18 protein-coding genes are annotated in these 20597 nt (G+C 72.5%); 9 read left to right on the plus strand and 9 right to left on the minus strand.

The features are described from left to right. Positions 1-38: 38 nt before the first annotated feature. The 3 genes from ACYF6T_RS26695 to ACYF6T_RS26705 all read right to left on the minus strand — a co-directional run bounded on the left by ACYF6T_RS26695 (position 39) and on the right by ACYF6T_RS26705 (position 6895). On the minus strand, positions 39-1592 hold the full coding sequence (locus ACYF6T_RS26695; RefSeq protein ID WP_461699510.1) for a carboxylesterase/lipase family protein: 1554 nt from the start codon (positions 1590-1592) through the stop codon (positions 39-41). Next, positions 1589-4060: a beta-glucosidase family protein gene (locus ACYF6T_RS26700; protein ID WP_461699511.1), complete on the minus strand. Its 2472-nt coding sequence runs from the start codon at positions 4058-4060 to the stop codon at positions 1589-1591. The genes ACYF6T_RS26695 and ACYF6T_RS26700 overlap by 4 nt, the downstream gene beginning before the upstream one ends. An 882-nt stretch (positions 4061-4942) precedes the next feature. After that, positions 4943-6895 (minus strand): RICIN domain-containing protein, encoded by a 1953-nt coding sequence (locus ACYF6T_RS26705; RefSeq protein ID WP_461699512.1) that lies wholly within the window; start codon positions 6893-6895, stop codon positions 4943-4945. Between the two features lie 390 nt (positions 6896-7285). Here ACYF6T_RS26705 and galU point away from each other — a divergent pair, with 390 nt between their 5' ends. Continuing rightward, positions 7286-8239, plus strand: coding sequence for a UTP--glucose-1-phosphate uridylyltransferase GalU (galU, locus tag ACYF6T_RS26710; protein WP_461699513.1), 954 nt, complete (start codon positions 7286-7288; stop codon positions 8237-8239). A 230-nt stretch (positions 8240-8469) separates the two neighbouring features. Here galU and ACYF6T_RS26715 read toward each other — a convergent pair whose 3' ends face one another. Next, positions 8470-8907 carry a DUF4442 domain-containing protein gene (locus tag ACYF6T_RS26715; protein WP_461699605.1) on the minus strand — a complete coding sequence of 146 codons (438 nt, stop codon included), beginning with the start codon at positions 8905-8907 and terminating at the stop codon, positions 8470-8472. 167 nt (positions 8908-9074) lie between these two features. Here ACYF6T_RS26715 and ACYF6T_RS26720 point away from each other — a divergent pair, with 167 nt between their 5' ends. After that, positions 9075-10115 carry a hypothetical protein gene (locus ACYF6T_RS26720; protein ID WP_461699514.1) on the plus strand — a complete coding sequence of 347 codons (1041 nt, stop codon included), beginning with the start codon at positions 9075-9077 and terminating at the stop codon, positions 10113-10115. Between the two features lie 46 nt (positions 10116-10161). Further along, positions 10162-11460 carry an MFS transporter gene (locus tag ACYF6T_RS26725; RefSeq protein ID WP_461699515.1) on the plus strand — a complete coding sequence of 433 codons (1299 nt, stop codon included), beginning with the start codon at positions 10162-10164 and terminating at the stop codon, positions 11458-11460. On the opposite strand, the gene ACYF6T_RS26730 is transcribed toward ACYF6T_RS26725, so the two are convergent. Both ACYF6T_RS26730 and tuf read right to left on the minus strand, forming a co-directional pair. Next, entirely contained in the window at positions 11422-12267 is an 846-nt protein-coding gene (locus ACYF6T_RS26730) for a spermidine synthase (protein ID WP_461699517.1), read from the minus strand. The genes ACYF6T_RS26725 and ACYF6T_RS26730 overlap by 39 nt on opposite strands. 30 nt (positions 12268-12297) lie before the next feature. Then, complete coding sequence (tuf, locus tag ACYF6T_RS26735) at positions 12298-13467, minus strand: elongation factor Tu (protein WP_461699518.1); 1170 nt, start codon at positions 13465-13467, stop codon at positions 12298-12300. Positions 13468-13776: 309 nt separating this feature from the next. Here tuf and ACYF6T_RS26740 point away from each other — a divergent pair, with 309 nt between their 5' ends. Beyond that, positions 13777-14538, plus strand: coding sequence for a TVP38/TMEM64 family protein (locus ACYF6T_RS26740; protein ID WP_461699520.1), 762 nt, complete (start codon positions 13777-13779; stop codon positions 14536-14538). A gap of 16 nt (positions 14539-14554) precedes the next feature. Here the strand turns inward: ACYF6T_RS26740 and ACYF6T_RS26745 are convergent, their stop codons facing one another. Beyond that, entirely contained in the window at positions 14555-15727 is a 1173-nt protein-coding gene (locus ACYF6T_RS26745; RefSeq protein WP_461699521.1) for a thiolase family protein, read from the minus strand. Between the two features lie 115 nt (positions 15728-15842). Between ACYF6T_RS26745 and ACYF6T_RS26750 the strand changes: the two genes are divergently transcribed. After that, positions 15843-16313 (plus strand): winged helix-turn-helix transcriptional regulator, encoded by a 471-nt coding sequence (locus tag ACYF6T_RS26750; protein WP_461699522.1) that lies wholly within the window; start codon positions 15843-15845, stop codon positions 16311-16313. A 147-nt stretch (positions 16314-16460) separates the two neighbouring features. After that, positions 16461-17336, plus strand: coding sequence for an undecaprenyl-diphosphate phosphatase (locus tag ACYF6T_RS26755; RefSeq protein WP_461699523.1), 876 nt, complete (start codon positions 16461-16463; stop codon positions 17334-17336). Here ACYF6T_RS26755 and ACYF6T_RS26760 read toward each other — a convergent pair. After that, positions 17305-17904, minus strand: coding sequence for a carboxymuconolactone decarboxylase family protein (locus ACYF6T_RS26760; protein ID WP_461699524.1), 600 nt, complete (start codon positions 17902-17904; stop codon positions 17305-17307). The two genes, ACYF6T_RS26755 and ACYF6T_RS26760, sit on opposite strands and share 32 nt — an antisense overlap. Before the next feature lie 179 nt (positions 17905-18083). Here ACYF6T_RS26760 and ACYF6T_RS26765 point away from each other — a divergent pair, with 179 nt between their 5' ends. Then, complete coding sequence (locus tag ACYF6T_RS26765) at positions 18084-18380, plus strand: winged helix-turn-helix transcriptional regulator (RefSeq protein WP_461699607.1); 297 nt, start codon at positions 18084-18086, stop codon at positions 18378-18380. Positions 18381-18414: 34 nt separating this feature from the next. Continuing rightward, positions 18415-19569 carry an acyltransferase family protein gene (locus tag ACYF6T_RS26770; protein WP_461699526.1) on the plus strand — a complete coding sequence of 385 codons (1155 nt, stop codon included), beginning with the start codon at positions 18415-18417 and terminating at the stop codon, positions 19567-19569. Here ACYF6T_RS26770 and ACYF6T_RS26775 read toward each other — a convergent pair. Further along, a complete protein-coding gene (locus tag ACYF6T_RS26775) occupies positions 19502-20197 on the minus strand; it encodes a restriction endonuclease (RefSeq protein WP_461699528.1) in 696 nt (231 codons plus the stop codon). The two genes, ACYF6T_RS26770 and ACYF6T_RS26775, sit on opposite strands and share 68 nt — an antisense overlap. A gap of 184 nt (positions 20198-20381) precedes the next feature. Between ACYF6T_RS26775 and ACYF6T_RS26780 the strand changes: the two genes are divergently transcribed. Next, on the plus strand, positions 20382-20561 hold the full coding sequence (locus tag ACYF6T_RS26780; RefSeq protein WP_461699529.1) for a hypothetical protein: 180 nt from the start codon (positions 20382-20384) through the stop codon (positions 20559-20561). Positions 20562-20597 lie beyond the last annotated feature (36 nt).

Genomic DNA, 20597 nt, shown 5'->3' on the forward strand with positions numbered 1-20597 from the left:
GGAGCGCCCGCTAGGGCACCCCCAGGAAGCCTACCGGGTCAGCCCGCCGTGGGACCGTCCCACAGATCGCACCGGTGCTCCTGGTGGACGGAGGTGCTGAGCGTGTTCCCTCCCTTCGAGGCCGTCTTCAGCGAGAGCACCACCCCGGGGCCGCTCGGCATCACGGGCTGGCCCGCGGCCCGCGGCACCCCGTCGCGCACGAAGGACCCCCAGTACGCGATCATCTGCCGCGAGAGCGTGCGCTGCTCGGCGTCGAGCGGACTGTCCAGACCGAAATGCTTGAACAGGTACTGGATCTCGTTGACGTGGGTGGCGCCGAAGTCGAAGTCGGTGTGCAGGTTGCGCAGCGAGGCGAACGGCGGTGAGGTGCGGTCGGCGAACTCGTACGAGTAGACCGGGCCGCGCGCGGTGAGCAGGCCGTCGAGACGCAGTGCCGGGCAGGTGAACAGGGTGTCGCCCAGGGCCGTGGCGTAGGCGATGGTCGGGGTCGGGTAGGCCGACAGCGGGTAGCGCTGGAGCGCCTGGTCGCCGAAGTCGTTCCGCATGACCTCGGGGTACTGCTCGGCCGTCAGCGGAGTGCCGTTCAGGTCGAAGGCGGAGAAGGCGAACAGCCTGCCCTCGTCCTTGTTCGAGCCGTTGATCACCGGCACGCGGGCGGCGATCCCCCGGGCGACGGCCTGTTCGGGCTGCACCGGCAGGAGCGCCCCGCCGGCCACCGGGCCCCAGTCGAAGTCGCCCTGCGCGTCGAGGATCTCGCGGGCGGACTTGCCGCGCAGGCACGCGAGGTCCGTGCAGCCCAGCCGCCGCGCGAAGTCGGCCCCCTGGGACACGGCGTCCTGGTGGGTGCGGGCGGCGCAGTCGTCGTAGGCGCCGCTCTCGATGATCGCCGCCCGGAACAGGCCCTTCGCCGTCGGCGAGGCCAGTTGGGTGCAGACCGAGCGGCCGCCGGCCGACTCGCCGGCGATGGTGACGCGGCCCGGGTCGCCGCCGAAGCGGCCGATGTTGGCCCGCACCCAGCGCAGCGCGGCCTGCTGGTCGAGCATGCCGAAGTTGCCGGAGACCCCGTCGCGCGTCTCGCGGTCGAGCCCGGCGGTGGCAAGGAAACCCATCGCGCCGAGGCGGTAGTTGACGGTCACGACGACCGTGCCGGTCTGCCGGGCGAAGGAGTCGGGGACGACGTCCTGCCCGGCGCCGGCGGTCAGGCCCCCGCCGTGGAACCAGACCAGCACCGCGCGGCGCGCCGAGCCCTCGGGGACGTAGACGTTCAGGTCGAGGCAGTCCTCGGTGTACGACGGCTGCTCGTAGCCGGGGTCCCAACTCGACGTCTGCACGCACTTGTTGCCGAACGCCTGGGCCGAACGCACGCCCTTCCAGGGCTTCGTCGGCTGGGGAGCGTGCCAGCGCAGCGCGCCGACCGGGGGCTGCGCGTACGGGATGCCGAGGAACTGCCGCCCCTCGGCGGTGCTCTGCCCGCGTACCCAGCCCGCGTCGGTGCGCACCAGGGGGTCGTCGTGGGCGGCGGCCCGCGCGGACACCGGGGTGACCAGCGCCGCCGCGAGGGCGGTCAGGGCGATGGCGATTCGCCGGATCACGGGCCCACCTCCACGCTCGTCCGCAGCCGCAGGTCCTGTGCGGACGCCCCGAGCCAGACGGGGCGACGGCCGACACCGAGCACCCAATCGTGACGCTTCGGGTCCCACGAGGACAATGTGCGTGCGTCGACGTCCACGACGACCGCGCGCCGCTCGCCGGGCCGCAGCGTGAGCCTGCGGTAACCGCCCAGCACCCGTACGGCCTGGTCGAGCCGGAGTGCGGGCGACGGCCCGACGTAGACCTGCGGCACGGTGACCCCGGTGCGCCGGCCGGTGTTGCGGACGGTGAAGGACACCCGCAGGCGGCGCCCGGTCCACCGGGCCCCGAGGCCGTCGTAGGAGAACGTCGTGTACGACAGTCCGTGGCCGAAGGGGAACAGCGGCCGCACGCCCTCGGCGTCGTACCAGCGGTAGCCGGCGTGGATACCCTCCGAGTACTCCTCGGTGCCGTCCACTCCGGGATAGCGGCGCGGGTCCCCGGCGACCGGGTGGTGGTCGTCGTCGACCGGGAAGGACTGGGTGAGACGGCCGCCGGGGTCGCACTCGCCGAAGAGGACGGCGGCGGTGGCGGCGGCGCCCTCCTGGCCCGGGTAGTACATCTGCAGCACGGCGCCGGTCGCCGGCAGCCACGGCATCGACGTCGAGGACGAGGTGTTGAGGACGACCGTGGTGCGCGGGTTGGCGGCGGCCACCGCCTCGATCAGCCGCTCCTGGTGGCCGGGCAGGGCGATCGTCGTCCGGTCCTGGCCCTCGGTGGCGTCCTCGTAGGCGAACAGCACGACGTCCCGGGCGGCGCGGGCGGCGGCCACGGCCTCGGCGACGTCCTGGGCGCGGGTCGCGCCGGTGCTGCGCCGCAGCCGGAACAGCAGCCCGTCGGCGCCTCCTTGGGCGCCGATGTGCAGGGTGTGGGCGCCCGCCGCCAGGGTGAGGGTCTTGCGGCGCACGGACAGTCCGTCGGGGGCGGCCGAGACGAGCCCGCCCTGGAAGTACTCGCCGTATCCGGCGGCCTGCGGGAACAACTCCGTGCCGTCGAGCAGGACTTCGGGGCGTGCGGTGGGCGCGGAGGAGAAGTGCAGGACGAAGGTCCACTCGTCGGTCTCGGGGACGGTGAGGGTGCCGTCGTAGGTCCAGATCTTCCCGGCGGCTACCCGCAGTCCCTCGCTGTCGAAGGCGGGGCTCAGGGCGCTCGCCGGGACCGCCTTGCCGAACAGGTCCTCGCCCAGGGCGTACGTGACCTTCCCCGCCCGCTTCTTGATGGCGTCCAGGGGGCTGTCGGCGTGGTCGGGGACGACGTGCGCGCTGCCGCCGCCGCTGACGAAGGGGACGCTGCCGGTGGGGCCGATGACGGCGACGGCGGTGCCGGGGCGCAGGGGCAGGGTGCGGTGTTCGTTGCGCAGCAGGGTGGCGCCCGCCTCGGCGACCTCCCGGGCGACGGCGGCCCCGGCCTGCGCGTCCCGGTCCGGGCGGGGTGGCACGGTGCCGTCCAGCAGGCCGAAGCGGTCCATCACGGAGAGGACGCGGCGGACGGCCCGGTCGACGGAGGACTCGGGGACGCTGCCGCTCTGCACGGCCGTCTTCAGCGCCGTACCGAAGTAAGTGCCGCTCGGCATCTCCATGTCGAGGCCGGCGGTGATGGCCTCGACGGTGCTGTGCGCGGCGAACCAGTCGGTCATCACCCAGCCGTCGAAGTTCCACTGCTCGCGCAGGACGTCGGTGAGCAACGTGCTGTTCTCGCACGCGAACGTGCCGTTGACCTTGTTGTAGGCACCCATGACCGCGCCGGTACCGGCGTTGACGGCCGCTTCGAAGCCGCGCAGTTCGAGCTCGTGCAGGGTCTGTTCGTCCACGCGCACGTCGATCGACATGCGGTCCTGCTCCTGGTTGTTCATCGCGAAGTGCTTGACGGTGGCGATGAGATGCTCGCCCTGGATGCCCTTCACCTCGGCGGCGACCAGGTGAGAGGCGAGCAGCGGGTCCTCGCTGAACGTCTCGAAGTTGCGGCCCGCGTACGGGGTGCGGATGAGGTTGACCATCGGGGAGAGCAGGACGTCCTGGCCGAGGGCGCGGCCCTCGCGTCCGATGACCTGTCCGTAGCGGCGGGCGAGGTCCGGGTCGAAGGCGGAGGCGAGCAGGACGGGGGCGGGCAGGGCGGTGGCGTGCCGCGTGACGCGGACGCCGGCGGGGCCGTCGGCCAGGCGCAGCGGGGGGATGCCCAGGCGCGGGACTCCGGGGACGTAGCCGGCCTGGCCGAGGGAGGCCGGGTCGGTGGCGCCGTGCAGGAGGGAGATCTTCTCGTCGAGGGTGAGCTTGCCGATGAGCGCTTCGACGCGGCGGCCGGCCGGGGCGTCGGGTCTGGCCAGGGGGTGGGCCTGGGCGGGGGGTGTGAGACCACCGGTGGCCGCCGCGGCGACGGTGATCGCTCCGCCCAGCAGGCGCAGGGCGGAACGCCGGGAGACAGTGTCGGTCATGAGCCGTCACTCCTTCGGTGCGCGGGCACGACGTTGTGAACCGCAGACAGGCCGCGACGCCCCGGGCCGCGTTCGGCAACTGAACGCACGGCATACCGAACGGATGTGACGGCCCCTCAGAAGCATCGCGGACGCGTCGGAAACGTAGGACCGGCGGTGACTCGTGTCAATGAACCGAACAGAAATGAAGGCGATCGCCGACAAGAGACGAAGGAGGGAGTAGGAGGGAGTAGGGGGAAGGGGGCAGAGTCGCGCGACGGCGTCTACTACCCGCGACGGCGTCTACTACCGGGGTCACCCGGGAGTTGGGGAGCCGACGAGATGCGGCGGGCTTGCGGGAGCGGGACCTTCACCGCCGAGACACGGCGACTGCGGGAGCCGACCCCCGACGACGAGACCCGTCGAGCCTGCGGGAACCGACCCCTCGACGTCGAGACGCGGCGATCCAGCGGGAGCCGACCTGTCGACAACGAGACGCGGCGCCCCCGCAGGAGCCGGACCGTCACCGACGAGACGCGGCGCCCCTCGCAAGAGCCGGATCCTCACCGACGAGATGCGGCGATCCTGCGGGAACCGACCATTCGACGAGGCGGCGTCCCGCGACGTGGTGTGGGGATTGTGGGGATACGGAGTTCGCGGCTCCGCAGCTCAATGGGGCGGTGTAGTCGCTTCCGCGCTGGATGGCGGTGATGACCCAGTGAGCGGCGCCAAGAACCGGAGAAGCGGGCCGACCGGCGCTTGCGCCACAGCGCTGAACGGAGCCGCATGGTCCGGATGGCTGCGCCACTCGGCGGGACACCACCTTCGACGACGAGACGCGGCGGTCCAGCGGGAGCCGACCTGTCGACGACGAGACACGGCGCCCCCGCAGGAGCCGGACCCTCACCAACGAGACGCGGTGCCCCTCGCAAGAGCCGGACCCTCACCGCCGAGACGCGGTGACCCCGCAGACGTCGGCCCCGTGATGACGCGATGCGGCGACCCCGTAGACGTCCGTCCCTCGACGGTCCTCGCGCTTCGCTCGTCGTAGCGTCCGGTCTCCGGGTGCCGGCGCGGAGCGGGCCCTTGGGGCGCCTGCAGTCCCCCGCTCTCCAGGGCGGGATCCTTCGAGCCGCTGGTGCTCTCCCCGCCCCCGCTACTTCCCGCGCCCACCCCGCCCTCGCCGCTTCCCTTACTCTCTCCGCCCTCGCCACTCCCCCTGCTTTCCTCGCCCCCACCGTTTCCCTTGCTTTCCCCGCCCCCACCGTTTCCCTTGCTTTCCCCGCCCCCACCGTTTCCCTTGCTCTTCCCGCCCCCGTCGCTTCCTCTGCTCTCCCCACCCCCGTCGCTTCCTCTGCGCTCCCCACCCCCGTCGGCTCCCCTCTTTTCGCCGTCTCCGGCGTTCTTCGGGTCGTCGCTCGCCTCAAGTGTCCACCGCTGGCCTGCCGTTCCGTCCCGTGCCGTGATCACCACCGTCCTTGCCTTGCCCGGTGCGACCAGCAGGCCCTTTCCGTTGCGGAGGAGCAGTTCGCCGCGGAAGGTGAGGTCGAAGCGGGTCTCGTCCGCGTGCGCGGCGCAGGGCGCCACCGTGACGGAGCGCTCGGCGGGGTCGGCGGTGAGGCACAGGGTGGGGTCGGTGACGCTGCGCAGCAGACCGTCGTCCTGGTACGACCACTGCTGGGAACCGGCCGACGTGCAGCCCGCGAGGACGGCCGCCGCACCCCGCCCGGCTCGGCCGTCCCCGACGGCGAGGCACAGGCCGGCGGAAGCGCTGCGGAGCCTGCCGGACGAGGGCGACACGGCGGACGGCGCCTCGGTGGTGAGGCTCGGACGCGGGGCGTTCACAGCCGGCTCTCCCCAGGTGACCCCGGGGGCGGGGACACCGCCGTCGTCGGACCAGCCCTTGGCCACGAGCACGGTCGCGAGCAGGACGAGGGAGGCCACGCCGACGACCACGGCCTTGGTGGGCCGGCGCTGCACGGCGGGGCGGTGCCGTCCGCCCCCGCCGGGACGCCCGGCGCCCGCCGGCCGGGCGGGGGTGCGGGCGGGCTGGGAGTCCAGGTAGCGGTGGGCGCCCCAGCCGAGCACGGCCTCGGCGAGCAGCACGTCGAGGCCGCCGTCGAAGTGACTGAGCTGTTCGGCGGCGTGACGGCAGTACCGGCACTCCGTCAGATGCTGCCGGACGTCCGGCAGCAGCGCCCCGCCCCGGCGCAGCGGAACGTCGAGAAGACGGTTGTGGAACTCGCATTCCTTCGTGGGCGCGAGTTCGCGGTGGGCGCGCACGCAGGCGGCGCGGAATTGCTCGCGCGCCTGCTGAAGGGCGGCCGACGCGGTGGGCTCGTCCACCCCCAGCAGACCGGCCGGTATGGTTATGGGTTCGGCCTCGACCTCGGTGTGCCACAACAGGCATTGCGAGGCGCCGGGAAGGGTGCGGAATGCGCGCTCGGCGAGTTGCCGCCTTTCGGGCGTGGCGGACCGGGCGGCGCGCAGTCCCCGGCCGCCGGTCGGTTTGCGGAGTTCCGGCAGAACGGCGGACATACGGTCGTCCGCGGCCCACTCCCGCACCGTGTCCCGTACGGCCGTCAGGAGCCGGGGACGCAGCGCGCCGCCGTCCGCCCGGCCGAGCACCCGGTGGAACGCGGCGGCCGCCGCCATCGAAGCCACGTCCTCGCTTGAGGCCAGGCAGATGACCGCGTACTCGTGGGTCGCGCGCCAGTGCCGGGCCAGCAGCAACGCGTCCGCGCGGGCGCCCTGCGCGCCCTGGCCCAACTGTGCGAGAAGGCTGCGGTCGGATTCCTGGAGCCGTGCTCCGGGGCGCGGCGGGTACGGCGGTCGTGGGGGGTAAGGGGATTGCACGGAACCATTTCCTTCCAAGCCGCAGGACGGCGAGCGCAATACGCGTCCTCGGAAAGCAGGTGCTTGATTGGTGCATACCTATGCCGTGCCTGGTCAGGACCGGCTGTGGGGCCGCTCACTTTCGCACAATTGACGCACAGCAAACAAGGAGTTCGAGTGACCGAAGTTCAAAACTCGGAAAGTTCAGAAAAGTTACCGACGGTATCCGCACCCGCTTTCGAAAAGTCCGCTCGGTGCCGCCGAGTTGTGACAGCCCAAAGGCGACTGCCACACGAAATCTCCAACTTCCCGGCGCCCGCCGCGCGGGGTCCGCCGAGGGTCCGCCGAACCCACAGCTTTCTCTGAGGTCCCTCTCGGCGAACGCCCATTCCGGCACGCCACCATGGCCGCATGATCGCCCCCCACTCCGCATCCGCCCCCGCCCCCGCCCGCCCGGTCCGCAAGGCCGTCGTCCCGGCCGCGGGTCTCGGCACCCGCTTCCTGCCCGCCACCAAGGCGACGCCGAAGGAGATGCTGCCGGTGGTCGACAAGCCGGCCATCCAGTACGTCGTCGAGGAGGCGGCCGCCGCCGGTCTCGACGACGTCCTGATGGTCACCGGCCGGCACAAGCGCGCCATCGAGGACCACTTCGACAACGCCTTCGAGCTGGAACAGGCCCTCGCCGCCAAGGGTGACGCCGTGCGCCTGGACGCCGTACGCGATCCGGCCCGGCTCGCCAACATCCACCACATCCGCCAGGGCGAGCCGCTGGGCCTGGGCCACGCCGTGCTCTGCGCCCGCCGGCACGTCGGCGACCAGCCCTTCGCGGTGCTCCTCGGGGACGACCTGATCGACCCCCGCGAGACGCTGCTGAGCCGGATGCTCGACGTACGGGACCGGCGTTCGGGCAGCGTGGTGGCGCTGATGGAGGTCCCGCCCGAGCAGATCCACCTCTACGGGTGCGCGGCCGTCGAGCCCACCGACGAGGAGGACGTCGTCCGCGTCACGGGCCTCGTCGAGAAGCCGTCGCGGGAGAACGCGCCCAGCACCTACGCGGTCATCGGCCGCTACGTCCTCGACCCGGCCGTCTTCGACACCCTGGAGCACACCGCGCCGGGCCGGGGCGGCGAGATCCAGCTGACCGACGCTCTCCAGGAGTTGGCCGAGGGCGGCACCGTGCACGGCGTGGTCTTCGACGGGCTGCGCTACGACACCGGCGACAAGGCCGACTACCTGCGCACGGTGGTCCGGCTGGCCTGCGACCGGGACGATCTGGGCCCGGAGTTCGCGGCCTGGCTCAAGGAGTTCGTGGCGGGCCTGGAGGGCGGCGGCAGCGCGGGGCACAGGCGGCGGCTCGCGGCCTGATCAGGCGCGCGGGGCCCGGTCATCGCGCGACCGGGCCCTGCGTCGGCATGCTCAGCCATGCGGCCGTTCGGCTCGTTTCGGCCATTGAACCCGATCAGCCATTGAGCTCGATCAGCCATTGAGCTCGATCAGCCATTGAGCTCGATCAGCCATTGAGCTCGATCAGCCGTTGTGCTCGATCAGCCGACGAGCTCGATCAGCCCTTACCCTCGTCCGACCGCTCGGCTCGTTCAGCCGTTGGGCCGCAGGGTCCACACGACCGTCATCTCGCCGGTGACGGCGCCGTCCGCGCGCCGGATCTCGACCGTGACGGGGAACTCGGGACGCTCCCCCGCGTCCAGTTCGGCGACGACGTCCGCGGCCGGGCGCCCGAGGGTCGCGGTGGCGGTGACGGCCCCCATCGCCAGCTTCCGGTACGCGATCTCGGCCCGCACGGCGAGCGGCACGGCGCGCGAGAGCTGTTCACCGAACGCGCCCAGCACGATCGCGCCGCTGGCGGACTCGCCCAGCGTGAACATCGCTCCGGCGTGCGGCCCGCCCACGTGGTTGTGGTACTCGCCCTGGTCCGGCAGGGACACGACCGCCTTCTCGGGCGTGGTCTCCAGGAACTGGAGGTTCATGGTCCGGGCCATCGGCACCGTCGCGGCGAGCATCTCGCCGATCGACATCTGGTCTGCGCTCATGGGCGCCAGGTTACCCACGAGTAGCCTCCCCTGACCAGGCCCGTACCGTGACCGGGTGCGGGTGAGGCGCCCGGCGTCTCCCCCGCTTTGCTACGGCCCTGACAAGACGCGGTGACCGAATCGTGTCCGGGGCAGCACTAGGGTTGCTGGCCATGTGGCCAGGACAGCAGCCGCCCGGGGGCGAGCAGAACCCGCAGAACAACCCGCAGCACAACCCGTACCAGCAGCCGGGGTACCAGCAGCCGAATCCGTATCAGCAGCCCGGCTACCAGCAGCCCAACCCCTATGCGCAGCAGCCGCAGTGGGGGCCGCAGGGGCCACTGGGCGCCCCGCAGCCGCCCACGGGCGGTGGCGGTGACGGCGGCGGGAACCGGACGAAGCTCGTCGCGATCATCGCGGCCACCGCCGTGGTGGTGGCCGCCGGTGTCACCGGTTTCCTGGTCCTGGGCGGCGGCAAGGACGACAAGGCGGACGGCGGCTCGAACACCAGGAAGACCAGCCAGTCGCCGACCACGTCGGCCGACCCGAGCGAGTCCGCCACCGGCTCGGACGACAACCCCCGGGGCGGGGAGACGGAGAAGGCGACGATCGCCGGCTGGAAGGTGGTCGTCAACCCCAAGTGGGGCACGGCCTTCGACGTGCCGGCCGACTGGGAGGTCGAGTCCTCCGGGGTGCTGATCGGCTTCGAGGACGACAGCAAGCCGGCCGGCAGCAAGCCGCTGATCACCATGTCCGCGCCGGCGTACTACAAGTCCAAGTGGTGCACGTCCGACGACGACAAGGACGGCACGACGGAGGACACCCCGCTCGCCGCGGTGGGCACCAAGGGGGCGGACGGCGCCAAGAGCACGGACGAGGTCGCCGTCAACCAGGTGCCGTGGTGGGTCTACGGCGGCTACACGCAGCCGGACAAGAAGAGCATCACCTTCGACAAGACGGCGAAGAAGTTCACCACCACCGCCGGGATCGAGGGCAGTTACGCCTGGGCCCGCTCCAAGAACAGCCCGCAGAAGGGCAAGTCGAAGTGCGCCAGTGACGGCAAGGCCATCTCGTTCGGCTTCAAGAACTCCAACGGGGACTTCGTCGCCTGGAACCTCTACGCGGCGACCGGCGTCAAGGGCGAGGTCCCGGACGCGACCATCATGAAGATCCTCAGCACGGTGCGGCTGTCCGGCGAGCCGACGGAACAGTGACGCGAACGATGTGGCGCGCGCAGGGGCCGCCGTCCATAGTGCGGAGGTGACCAAGCCCACCGACTCCCGCCGCCGTCCGCCCCGCCTCACCTGGGCGGGGCGCAACCACCGTCTGCTGACCGCCGCGGCGGTCGTCACCAACCTCGGCAACAACGGCGCGCTGGTCGCCACCGCGTTCGCCGTGCTGGAGGCGGGCGGGGACGGCGGCGACGTGGGCCTGGTGGCCGCCTCGCGGACCCTTCCGCTGGTGGTCTTCCTGCTGCTCGGCGGGGCCCTCGCCGACCGGCTGCCCCGGCACCGGGTGATGGTCGCGGCCAACGCCCTCAACTGCCTCTCGCAGGCCGCGTTCGCCGCCTTGGTCCTCGCCGGTGAGCCGCGTCTGTGGCAGATGATGCTGCTCACCGCCCTCGGCGGCACGGGCCAGGCGTTCTTCGGCCCCGCCTCCGAGGGCATGCTCATGTCGTCGGTCGGGGGTGAGCAGGCGAGCCGGGCGTTCGCCGTCTTCCGCATGGCGATGCAGGGGGCCGCCCTGGGCGGTGCCGCGCTCGGCGGCGCGATGGTGGCCGCGCTGGGGCCGGGCTGGGTGCTCGCGGCGGACGCGGCGGCCTTCGCGGTCGCCGCCGGGCTGCGCTCCCTCCTCGACGTGAGCCACATCCCGCCGCGCGAGCCGGGCGGCGGTCTGCTGACCGATCTGCGCGACGGCTGGCGGGAGTTCGCCGGCCGGCCCTGGCTGTGGGGCATTGTCGTGCAGTTCTCCCTGGCCAACGCGGTGGTCGGGGCCGCCGACGCCGTCTACGGCCCGCTGGTCGCCCGCGACCACCTCGGCGGCGCCGGTCCCTGGGGGCTGGCCCTCGGCTGCTTCGGCGCGGGCACGGTCGCCGGCGCCCTGCTGATGACCCGCTGGAAACCGCGCCGGCTCCTCCTCGCCGGCACCCTCTGCGTCTTCCCCCTGGCCCTCCCGTCCGCCGCCCTGGCCGTCCCGGCCCCGGCGGGCGTCCTGTACGCGGTGATGTTCCTGTCCGGGGCGACGGTGGAGGTGTTCGGGGTGAGCTGGATGACCGCGCTGCACCAGGAGATACCCGAGCACAAGCTGTCCCGGGTCTCGGCCTACGACTGGTTCGGGTCGATCGCGCTGGTGCCGGTCGCCACCGCGCTGGCCGGGCCGGCGGAGCAGGCGTTCGGGAGGCCGGCGGCGCTGTGGGGGTGTGCGGTGCTGGTCGTGGTGGTGACGGGGGCGGTGCTGTGCGTGCCGGACGTGCGCGGGCTGCGGCGGCGGGGCCGGGGCGTGGCGGCGTCGGGCGGGGAGTCAGCCGATGCCGAACGCGCCGTCGGGGGGCTCGGGTGAGGGGACGGCGTCCGCGTCCCGTACCGGCCGCGCGTCGCCGGTGAACCGCCGTAGAGCGGGCCCGTGTTCGACCCGGGCGGGGAAGGCGTCGGCGGCCGTGAGCCGGGTCAGCGCCGCGGTGTCGAGGGGGCGGTGCGCGGCGGCGAGCACCGCGTTGCCGAAGCGGCGGCCACGCAGCACGGCCGGCTCGGCGATCAGCACGAGCTCCTCGAACTCGTCGGCGAGCGTGGCGAGTTGGGAGCGCAGGAAGGCGAAGGGCGCGGAGTCGGCGAGGTTGGCGAGGTAGACGCCGTCGGCCTTGAGCACCCGCGCGGCGGTACGGACGTACTCCGCGGTCGTCAGGTGCGCCGGGACCCTGGACCCGCCGAAGACGTCGGCGACGATGACGTCCGCGCGGCCGCTCGGCGCGGCCTCCAGCCAGGCGCGGGCGTCCGCCGCGTGCAGCGTGACGCCCGCGCCCTCGGGCAGCGGCAGGTGCTCGACGACCAGCTCCAGCAGCCCGGCGTCCGCCTCGACGACGTCCTGCCGGCTGCCGGGCCGGGTCGCGGCGAGGTACCGGGGCAGGGTGAGCGCCCCGCCCCCGAGGTGCACCACGTCCAGCGCCCGCCCCGGCTCGTCCACGATGTCCAGCACATGCCCGAGCCGCCGCGCGTACTCGAACTCCAGGTACGCCGGCTCGTCGAGATCGACGTACGACTGCGGAGCCCCGTCGACCGTCAGCAGCCAGGCCCGCGCGCGGTCGACGTCGGGCATGAGCTTGGCGGAGCCGAACGCGGTGGCTCTGCTCACGGGGACGGGTTCGGTCACCTCACCATTGTGCGGCCGGCCGGCGCCCCCTCACTCCACCGTGGACACGGTCCCCGCCCCGACGGTCCGTCCACCCTCACGGATGGCGAACCCGAGGCCGGGCTCCAACGGCACCGCACGCCCCAGTTCGACGTTCATGGTGACCGTCTCCCCGGGCCGCACCACCGCGGCCTCCCCCAGGTCGACGTCACCGACCACGTCCGCGGTGCGGATGTAGAACTGCGGCCGGTACCCGGTCGCGACGGGTGTCGTACGACCCCCTTCGCGCGCCGACAGCACGTACACCCGCGCGGAGAACCGCCGGCCGGGCACCACACTGCCCGGCGCCGCCACGACATGCCCGCGCCGGACCGCGTCCCGCGGCACGCCCCGCAGCAGCAGCGCCACGTTGTCCCCGGCCTGGGCCTCCCGCATCGGCTTGCCGAAGGTCTCCAGGCCGGTGACGACGGTCTCGACACCGGCGCCGAGCACCTCGACCCGGTCGCCCACGCGCACGGTGCCCCGCTCGACGGCGCCCGTGACCACCGTCCCGCGGCCGGTGATGGTCAGGACGTTCTCCACGGGCAGCAGGAACGGCGCGTCCAGGTACCGCTCGGGGATGGGCACATAGGTGTCCACCGCGTCGAGCAGCGCCTCGATGGACGCCGTCCACCGCGGGTCGCCCTCCAGCGCCTTGAGCCCGGAGACCCGTACGACGGGCACGCTGTCACCGCCGTAGCCCTGCGCGGTGAGCAGCTCGCGGACCTCCAGCTCGACCAGGTCGGTGAGCTCCTCGTCGCCCGCGTCGGCCTTGTTGAGCGCGACGACGATGTGGTCGACGCCCACCTGCCGGGCGAGCAGCACGTGTTCCGCGGTCTGCGGCATGATCCCGTCGAGCGCGGAGACGACGAGGATCGCCCCGTCCAGCTGCGCGGCGCCGGTGACCATGTTCTTGACGTAGTCGGCGTGGCCCGGCATGTCCACGTGGGCGTAGTGCCGGGTGTCGGTCTCGTACTCGACGTGCGCGATGTTGATGGTGATGCCGCGGGCGGCCTCCTCCGGGGCGCGGTCGATGCGGTCGAACGGCACGAAGGTGCCGGTGCCGCGCTCGGCCAGCACCTTGGTGATGGCGGCGGTCAGCGTGGTCTTGCCGTGGTCGACGTGACCCATCGTGCCGATGTTCAGGTGCGGTTTGGTGCGCACGTATGCCGTCTTGGGCATGGCTGTACCTCGAAGCCTCGTCAGTGGTGCGGGGACCCCAAGGACTTGCCGACCCTCCCCCTGCGGGGTCCGCCGGACGATCCGGAGAGGGTCAGCTTCGGGCGCCGTCGACGGTGGCCAGGACGACGGGGACGGCAGCCTTCGGCGCATCCGCGACCGCGGATGCTGCGAGGAGGAAGGCGTGCCGGAACATGACGTAGATCATGTCCCATGCGTCGGCGCACGTCGAACGGTTTTTCGTGGCCCCGGTGCGCCCAAGGCACGGCGTTCGTACGGCGATCACACATCCGTGTCGGTTACCGTCACTGAATGCTCGATGCCACCACCCGCTCTGGGGGCACCGCCACGGCCTCTCCCCGGGCCGCCGCCACGGAGCTCGTCGTCCTCGCCCCGCCGGGCCTCGCCGCGCGCTGCACGAGAGTGCTGCTGTCGCCGTGGTCCCGTCTGTCCCTGCTCGTCGCCCTGCTCGCGGGGGCGGCCTCGTCCGTGCTGCTCTTCGAGCCGCAGCGGCTGCTGGCGCACGGCTGGCCGCCGCAGCTGGGCGGCGCGGCGGCGGCCGTGGTGTTCGCGGCGGCGTACGGGCTGTGCACGGTGGCGTTCGTGCCGCGGCCGCTGCTGAACCTCGCGGCGGGCGCGCTGTTCGGTTCGCAGCTGGGGCTCGGCACGACCCTGGCGGGCACGGTGCTGGGCGCCGGGATCGCCTTCGGGCTGGGCCGGGTGCTCGGGCAGGACGCGCTGCGGCCGCTGCTGCGGGGGCGGTTGCTGAAGGCGGCGGACGGGCAGTTCAGCCGGCACGGCTTCCGCTCGATGATGGCGGTGCGGCTCTTTCCCGGGGTGCCGTTCTGGGCGGCGAACTACTGCGCCGCCGTCTCCCGTATGGGCTGGGTGCCCTTCCTGCTCGCGACGGCGCTCGGTTCGATCCCGAACACCGCCGCGTACGTGGTCGCCGGCGCGCGTGCCTCGGCGCCGACGTCGCCCGCCTTCCTGATCGCGATGGCCTGCATCGCCGTACCGGCCCTGGGCGGCGCGGTGGTGGCGTGGCGCAAGCGGCATCACCTGCGGGGACGCTGAGCGTCCGGCCGCCGCCCTAGGCGACGGTCTCCAGGATCATCGCGTTGGCCAGTCCGCCCGCCTCGCACATGGTTTGCAGGGCGTAGCGGGCGCCGCGTTCGCGCATGGCGTGGACGAGGGTGGTCGTCAGACGGGTGCCGCTCGCGCCGAGCGGGTGGCCGATGGCGATCGCGCCGCCGTTGACGTTGACCTTGGCGAGGTCGGCGCCGGTCTCCTGCTGCCAGGCCAGGACGACGCTGGCGAACGCCTCGTTGACCTCGAACAGGTCGATGTCGTCGAGGGTGAGGCCGGCCCGGCGCAGCACCTTCTCGGTGGCCGGGATGACGCCGGTGAGCATGAGCAGCGGGTCGGAGCCGGTGACGGCGAAGCTGTGCAGGCGAGCCAGGGGGCGCAGGCCCAGGCGGGCGGCGGTCTCGCCGGAGGTGATCAGCACCGCGGAGGCGCCGTCGTTGATGGGGCTGGCATTGCCCGCGGTGACGTTCCACTCGATCTGCGGGAAGCGCTCCGCGAAGGCGGGGTCGTGGTAGGCGGGCCGGAGGCCGGCCAGGATCTCGGGGGTGCTGTCCGGCCGTACGCACTCGTCGCGGACGAGGCCCTCCAGGGGTGCCGTCTCGGCGTCGAACCGGCCCTTGGCCCAGGCGTCGGCGGCCTTGCGGTGCGAGGAGACGGCGAAGGCGTCCATCTGCGCGCGCGTGATGGACCACTTGGCGGCGATGAGCTCGGCGCTGATGCCCTGCGGGACCAGGCCCTCCGGGTAGCGCTGGGCGACGCCGGGGCCGAAGGGGTCCTTGCCGGGCGGGACGTTGGACCACATCGGCACCCGGCTCATCGACTCGACACCGCAGGCGACGACGAGGTCGTAGGCGCCGGAGATGACGCCCTGCGCGGCGAAGTGGACGGCCTGCTGGGAGGAGCCGCACTGGCGGTCCACCGTGGTCGCCGGGACCGTGTCGGGGAAGCCGGCCGACAGGACGGCGTAGCGGGTGGTGTTCATGGCCTGTTCGCCGACCTGGTCGACGGTGCCGCCGATCACGTCGTCAATCAGGGCGGGGTCGACGCCGGAGCGTTCGACGAGGGTGCGCAGGGTGTGGGCGAGGAGCTCCACGGGGTGGACGTGGGCGAGGGCGCCGTTGGGCTTGCCCTTGCCGACCGGGGTGCGTACGGCTTCGACGATGACTGCGTCGCGCATGGTGCGGGCCTCCAGCACTACTGGCGAGTAGGAAATCCGAACTCACCCTAGCCCTGTGGGTTGGAAAATCAAACCCACTAGGTTGGATTTTCCAACTCTCCCCTAGACTGGCGCCATGGCCGCCACGAAAGACCCGCGCCCCTGTTCCATCGCCGACGCCCTCGCGCTCGTCGGCGAGAAGTACTCCCTGCTCGTCCTGCGGGAGGTGTGCCTGGGCAACGGCCGCTTCGACCAGCTGGTGCGCAACATCGGCGCCCCGCGCGACGTGCTGGCCACCCGGCTGCGCAGGCTGGTGGACGCCGGGATCCTCACCAAGCGGGCCTACAGCGAACGCCCGCAGCGCTTCGAGTACCGGGCCACACCGGCGGGCCTCGAACTGGAGCCGGTGCTGATGACCCTGAAGGAATGGGGCGACCGCCACCTGCGCAAGGGCACGGACCTGCCCATGGTGATCGAGCACACCTGCGGCAACGAACTCGTGCCCGTGGTCACCTGCCGGGCCTGCGGCGCCCCGGTCCACCACGAGGACCTCACCGCCCATCCGCAGACGGAGGGCTGGACGGTGTCGGGGCCGACGGCCGCCTGAGCGGGCCGGCCGCGCCAAACCCCTGTGCGAGGGCTGTCACCGGCGGACGCTAGGCTGCCCTGGACACCCGTGATCACCACGCCCCGGCATGGTGGGCCCGGTGCGTCGACTCCCCTCCCGCGATCGGCACTTGGACCTCCTGCCTTCATGTCTTGGTTTGAATCCCTCGTCCTCGGACTCGTCCAGGGGCTGACCGAGTTCCTCCCCGTCTCCTCCAGCGCGCATCTGCGGCTGACCGCGGCCTTCTCGGGCTGGAAGGACCCCGGGGCGGCCTTCACGGCGATCACCCAGATCGGCACGGAGACGGCCGTGCTGATCTACTTCCGCCGGGACATCGGGCGGATCATCGGCGCCTGGTCGCGCTCGCTGGTCAGCAAGGAGATGCGCAAGGACCACGACGCGCAGACGGGCTGGCTGGTCATCGTCGGCTCGATCCCGATCGGTGTCCTGGGACTGCTGTTCAAGGACCAGATCGAGGGACCCTTCCGCGATCTGCGGATCACCGCCACCATGCTGATCGTCGTCGGCCTCGTCATCGGGGTCGCCGACCGGCTGGCGGCGCGCGACGAGACCGGCGGCCGACACCGTGCGCCCAAGCAGCGCAAGCGACTTGAGGACCTGGGCGTCAAGGACGGTCTGATCTACGGCGTGTGCCAGTCGATGGCGCTGATCCCGGGCGTCTCCCGCTCCGGCGCCACGATCAGCGGCGGCCTGTTCATGGGCTACAAGCGCGAGGCGGCGGCCCGTTACTCCTTCCTGCTCGCGATCCCCGCGGTGCTGGCTTCCGGTCTCTTCGAGGTGAAGGACGCGCTGGAGAGCGACCATGTGGCCTGGGGGCCCACGCTGTTCGCGACGGTGATCGCGTTCGCGTCCGGGTACGCGGTCATCGCGTGGTTCATGAAGTTCATCTCGACCAAGAGCTTCATGCCGTTCGTCTGGTACCGGATCGCGCTCGGCATCGTCATCATCGCGCTCGTGACGGCGGGCGCGCTCAGCCCGCACGCGGCGGAGTCGGCGGGCTGACGCCGGCACCGGGGAAGTCGGCCGCCCAGGGCTCGGGTTCGAGCCGCAGACCGTCGGCGACGTACGCGATCGTGCGGTACCAGCCGGCCAGGACCAGGAACTCGATCGCCTCCGGCTCCCCGAGGTGCCGCCGCAGGGCGTCCCACGTCGCGTCGGTCAGCCGTGCGGTGGCGTGCAGCTCGTCCACGGCGCGCAGCAGGGCCGTCTGGCGCGGTGACCAGGCCGGGTGGTCCGGGGCGCCGACGGCGGTCAGGGCGACCTGCTCCCGGGTGAGGCCGGCCGCCTCGCCGTACACGGCGATGTGGACGCCCCACTCGTAGGCGCAGCCGCAGCGGGCGCAGACGCGGGCGATCACGAGTTCCCGGTCGGCGTCGGACAGGGTGCCGTGGACCAGCAGGCCGGCACCCAACGCCCGCATGCGGGAGGCCAGTTCGGGGTGGCGTTCCAGCACCTTGAAGAGCGTCAGGGGCTCCCGCGTCACGCCGGGCGGCATCCAGCGTCGTAGCGCGCGGGCGGTCTCGGGGGTGTACGGCGGGACGACGCCGTCGATGCGCTGCCGTGTGGTCATGGCCGCCCACTCTTGCGCTTCTGAAATCGAAGCGCAAGAGTGGGGGCACGCGCCAGGGCAGACCCGCCACCGCAGACCGACGGCGCACCCGGCAGCGCATCCCGCGAAAGGAGGACCTCTTGGGACCGACGCCCGCTCCGGGCCGCTCTGTACGCGGCTCCACCACCGGCCGCCCCGTCATGGCCGCGCTCGACCTGCTCGGCCGGCGCTGGACCCTGCGCGTGATCTGGGAACTCCACCGGCACGCCCCCACCGGCTTCCGCGACCTCCAGCGCCACTGCGACGGCATGTCCTCCAGCGTCCTGTCCACCCGTCTGGCCGAGTTGCGCGAGGCGGGCATCGCCGCGCCGGACTCCGACGGCGCCTGGACCCTCACGCCGCTCGGCACCGGCCTGGTCACGGCGATGGGGCCGTTGCTGGAGTGGTCGCGGGTCTGGGCGGACACGCGAGGGGTCACGCCCCCGGAGAACCCGTAGGTTTAAGTCGCCGCCAAGGGGTGAGGCGACGGCAATGCCCCACCCCGTCCCCACGGCCCCCGCCACTCCCTCCGATCCCTCCGCTCCCTCCGCTCAAACCGCCTCTCCCGGCACATCCCCCTCGCCGGCGAAACAGCGCGACGCCTTCTTCGACAACGCCAAGTACCTGGCAATCGTCCTGGTGGCCGTGGGGCACGCCTGGGAACCGCTGCGGGACGGCAGCCGGGCCGTCACCGCCCTCTACCTGCTCGTCTACGCCTTCCACATGCCGGCGTTCATCGTGATCTCCGGCTACTTCTCCCGGTCCTTCGACGCGAGCCCGGCGAGGATCAGGCGGCTGGTGACCGGCGTCGCGATCCCGTACGTCGTCTTCGAGACCGCGTACACCCTGTTCACCCGGTGGACCGACCAGGTGCCCGACCGCCCCGTCAGTCTGCTGGACCCGCTGTATCTGACGTGGTTCCTGGCGGCGCTGTTCGTCTGGCGGCTGACGACCCCGCTGTGGCAGGCCCTGCGCCGGCCGCTGCCGGTCGCGCTGGGCATCGCCATGCTCGCGACCCTCTCGCCGTCCATCGGCAACGACCTGGACCTCCAGCGCACCCTGCAGTTCCTGCCGTACTTCGTGCTCGGTCTGTGTCTGCGGCCCGAGCACTTCCGGCTGGTGCGCCGGTGGAAGGTGCGCCTGTTCGCCGTGCCGGTGTTCTGCTGCGCGCTCGCCGGGGCGTACTGGGCGGTGCCCCGGGTGAGCGGTGCCTGGCTCTACCACCGCGACAGCGCACCGGAGTTGGGGGCGCCGGCCTGGAGCGGGCCGTTGATGACGGCGGCGCTCTTCGGCTGCTCGCTGGTGCTGGTGGCGTGTTTCCTCTCCTGGGTGCCGGGGCGGCGGATGTGGTGCACGGCGCTGGGCGCGGGCACGCTCTACGGCTATCTGCTGCACGGCTTCCTCGCCCAGGGCGCCAAGTTCCGGGGCTGGTACGACCCCGCGTGGGTGCACGGGCCCGCGGGCGCGGTCGCCGTCACGATCGTCGCCGCGGCCGCGGTGACCGTGCTGTGCACCCGGCCCGTGCGGCGGGTCTTGCGGTGCGTGGTGGAGCCGGAGGCGGCGTGGGCCTTTCGCCGGTTCACCTCCGGCCGTACGTCTTGCGCCAGCGTGCGCGGTGACGTGCGTCGCCCTGTCCCGAGCCGTTGACGTCGAGCAGGGAGAGAAGCGGGGCTCCGCTGTTCCACAGGCCCAGGTGGTCGCGGTGGACGGCGAGGATGCCGTGCTCGACCGCGAACGCGGTGGCCTGGCGGCTGAACCGGGTCGTCGTCACGAAGACCGCCACGTCGGCCCGGAAGTGCACCTTGGAGCCGAGCAGATCGCGCATCTCGCGGGCGGCGACGGTGGCGCTCGGCGCGTAGCGCTTGCACTGCACGACCATGCTGCGCCCGTCCGGCAACCGCCCCACCACGTCGGCGCCGTGGTCCCCCGCGCCGCCCACGCGCCGCACCTCGGCGCACCCGTCCCGACGGCACAGTCCGGCCACGTGGTCCTCGAACCGGGTGCCGGTCATGACGTCCACCTCGGCCAGCGAACGGCGCCCGGCGGCGACGGCGTTCTCCTCCTGCCAGGCCCGGTCCCGGGCGCGCACGGCACGGTCCGTCCGCCACAGCCACCACCCGAGACCGGCGACCGCGGCACCGGCGGACACCGCGACGACGTAGACCCAAATCGCCGACCAGAACGCCCAGATGGCCACGACCCCGGCCAGCAGCAGCCCGCCGGCCCGCACCCCGCGCCGCGCCGTCTTCCGTCGTCTCTTGCGCCGTACGGCCATGCGCACCCCCGTCCGTCCCCCAACGGCAGTGTGAACAGCGTCCGTACGGCCGGAAAGGGCGCATACCGGCCAAGAGCGACGCACCCGACCTCAAACCCCTTCCGGGAAAACCGTGACCCATCACATACGAGTCGAGTAGCCGTCCGGTAGCGCAGTGTCAGTGCTTGCCCCTAGGCTTGTCCGCATGTCCCCCGATTCCGTGACCCCTGGTTCCGTGCGGTCTGCTGCCGAGGTGAACGAGCAGATCCGCGCACTGTGGACGCGCGCGGGCGGCTCCCTGTCGGCTCAGGAGCGCGCGGAGTACGAGCTGTTGGTCGTCGAGTGGGCGACCGCGATACGGGGCGATGTGATCGAGGCGGCATGAGACGCACCGCCTGACCACGCGCCCCCCGACGTCCCG

It is taken from the genome of Streptomyces sp. 7R007 (genome assembly GCF_054850255.1).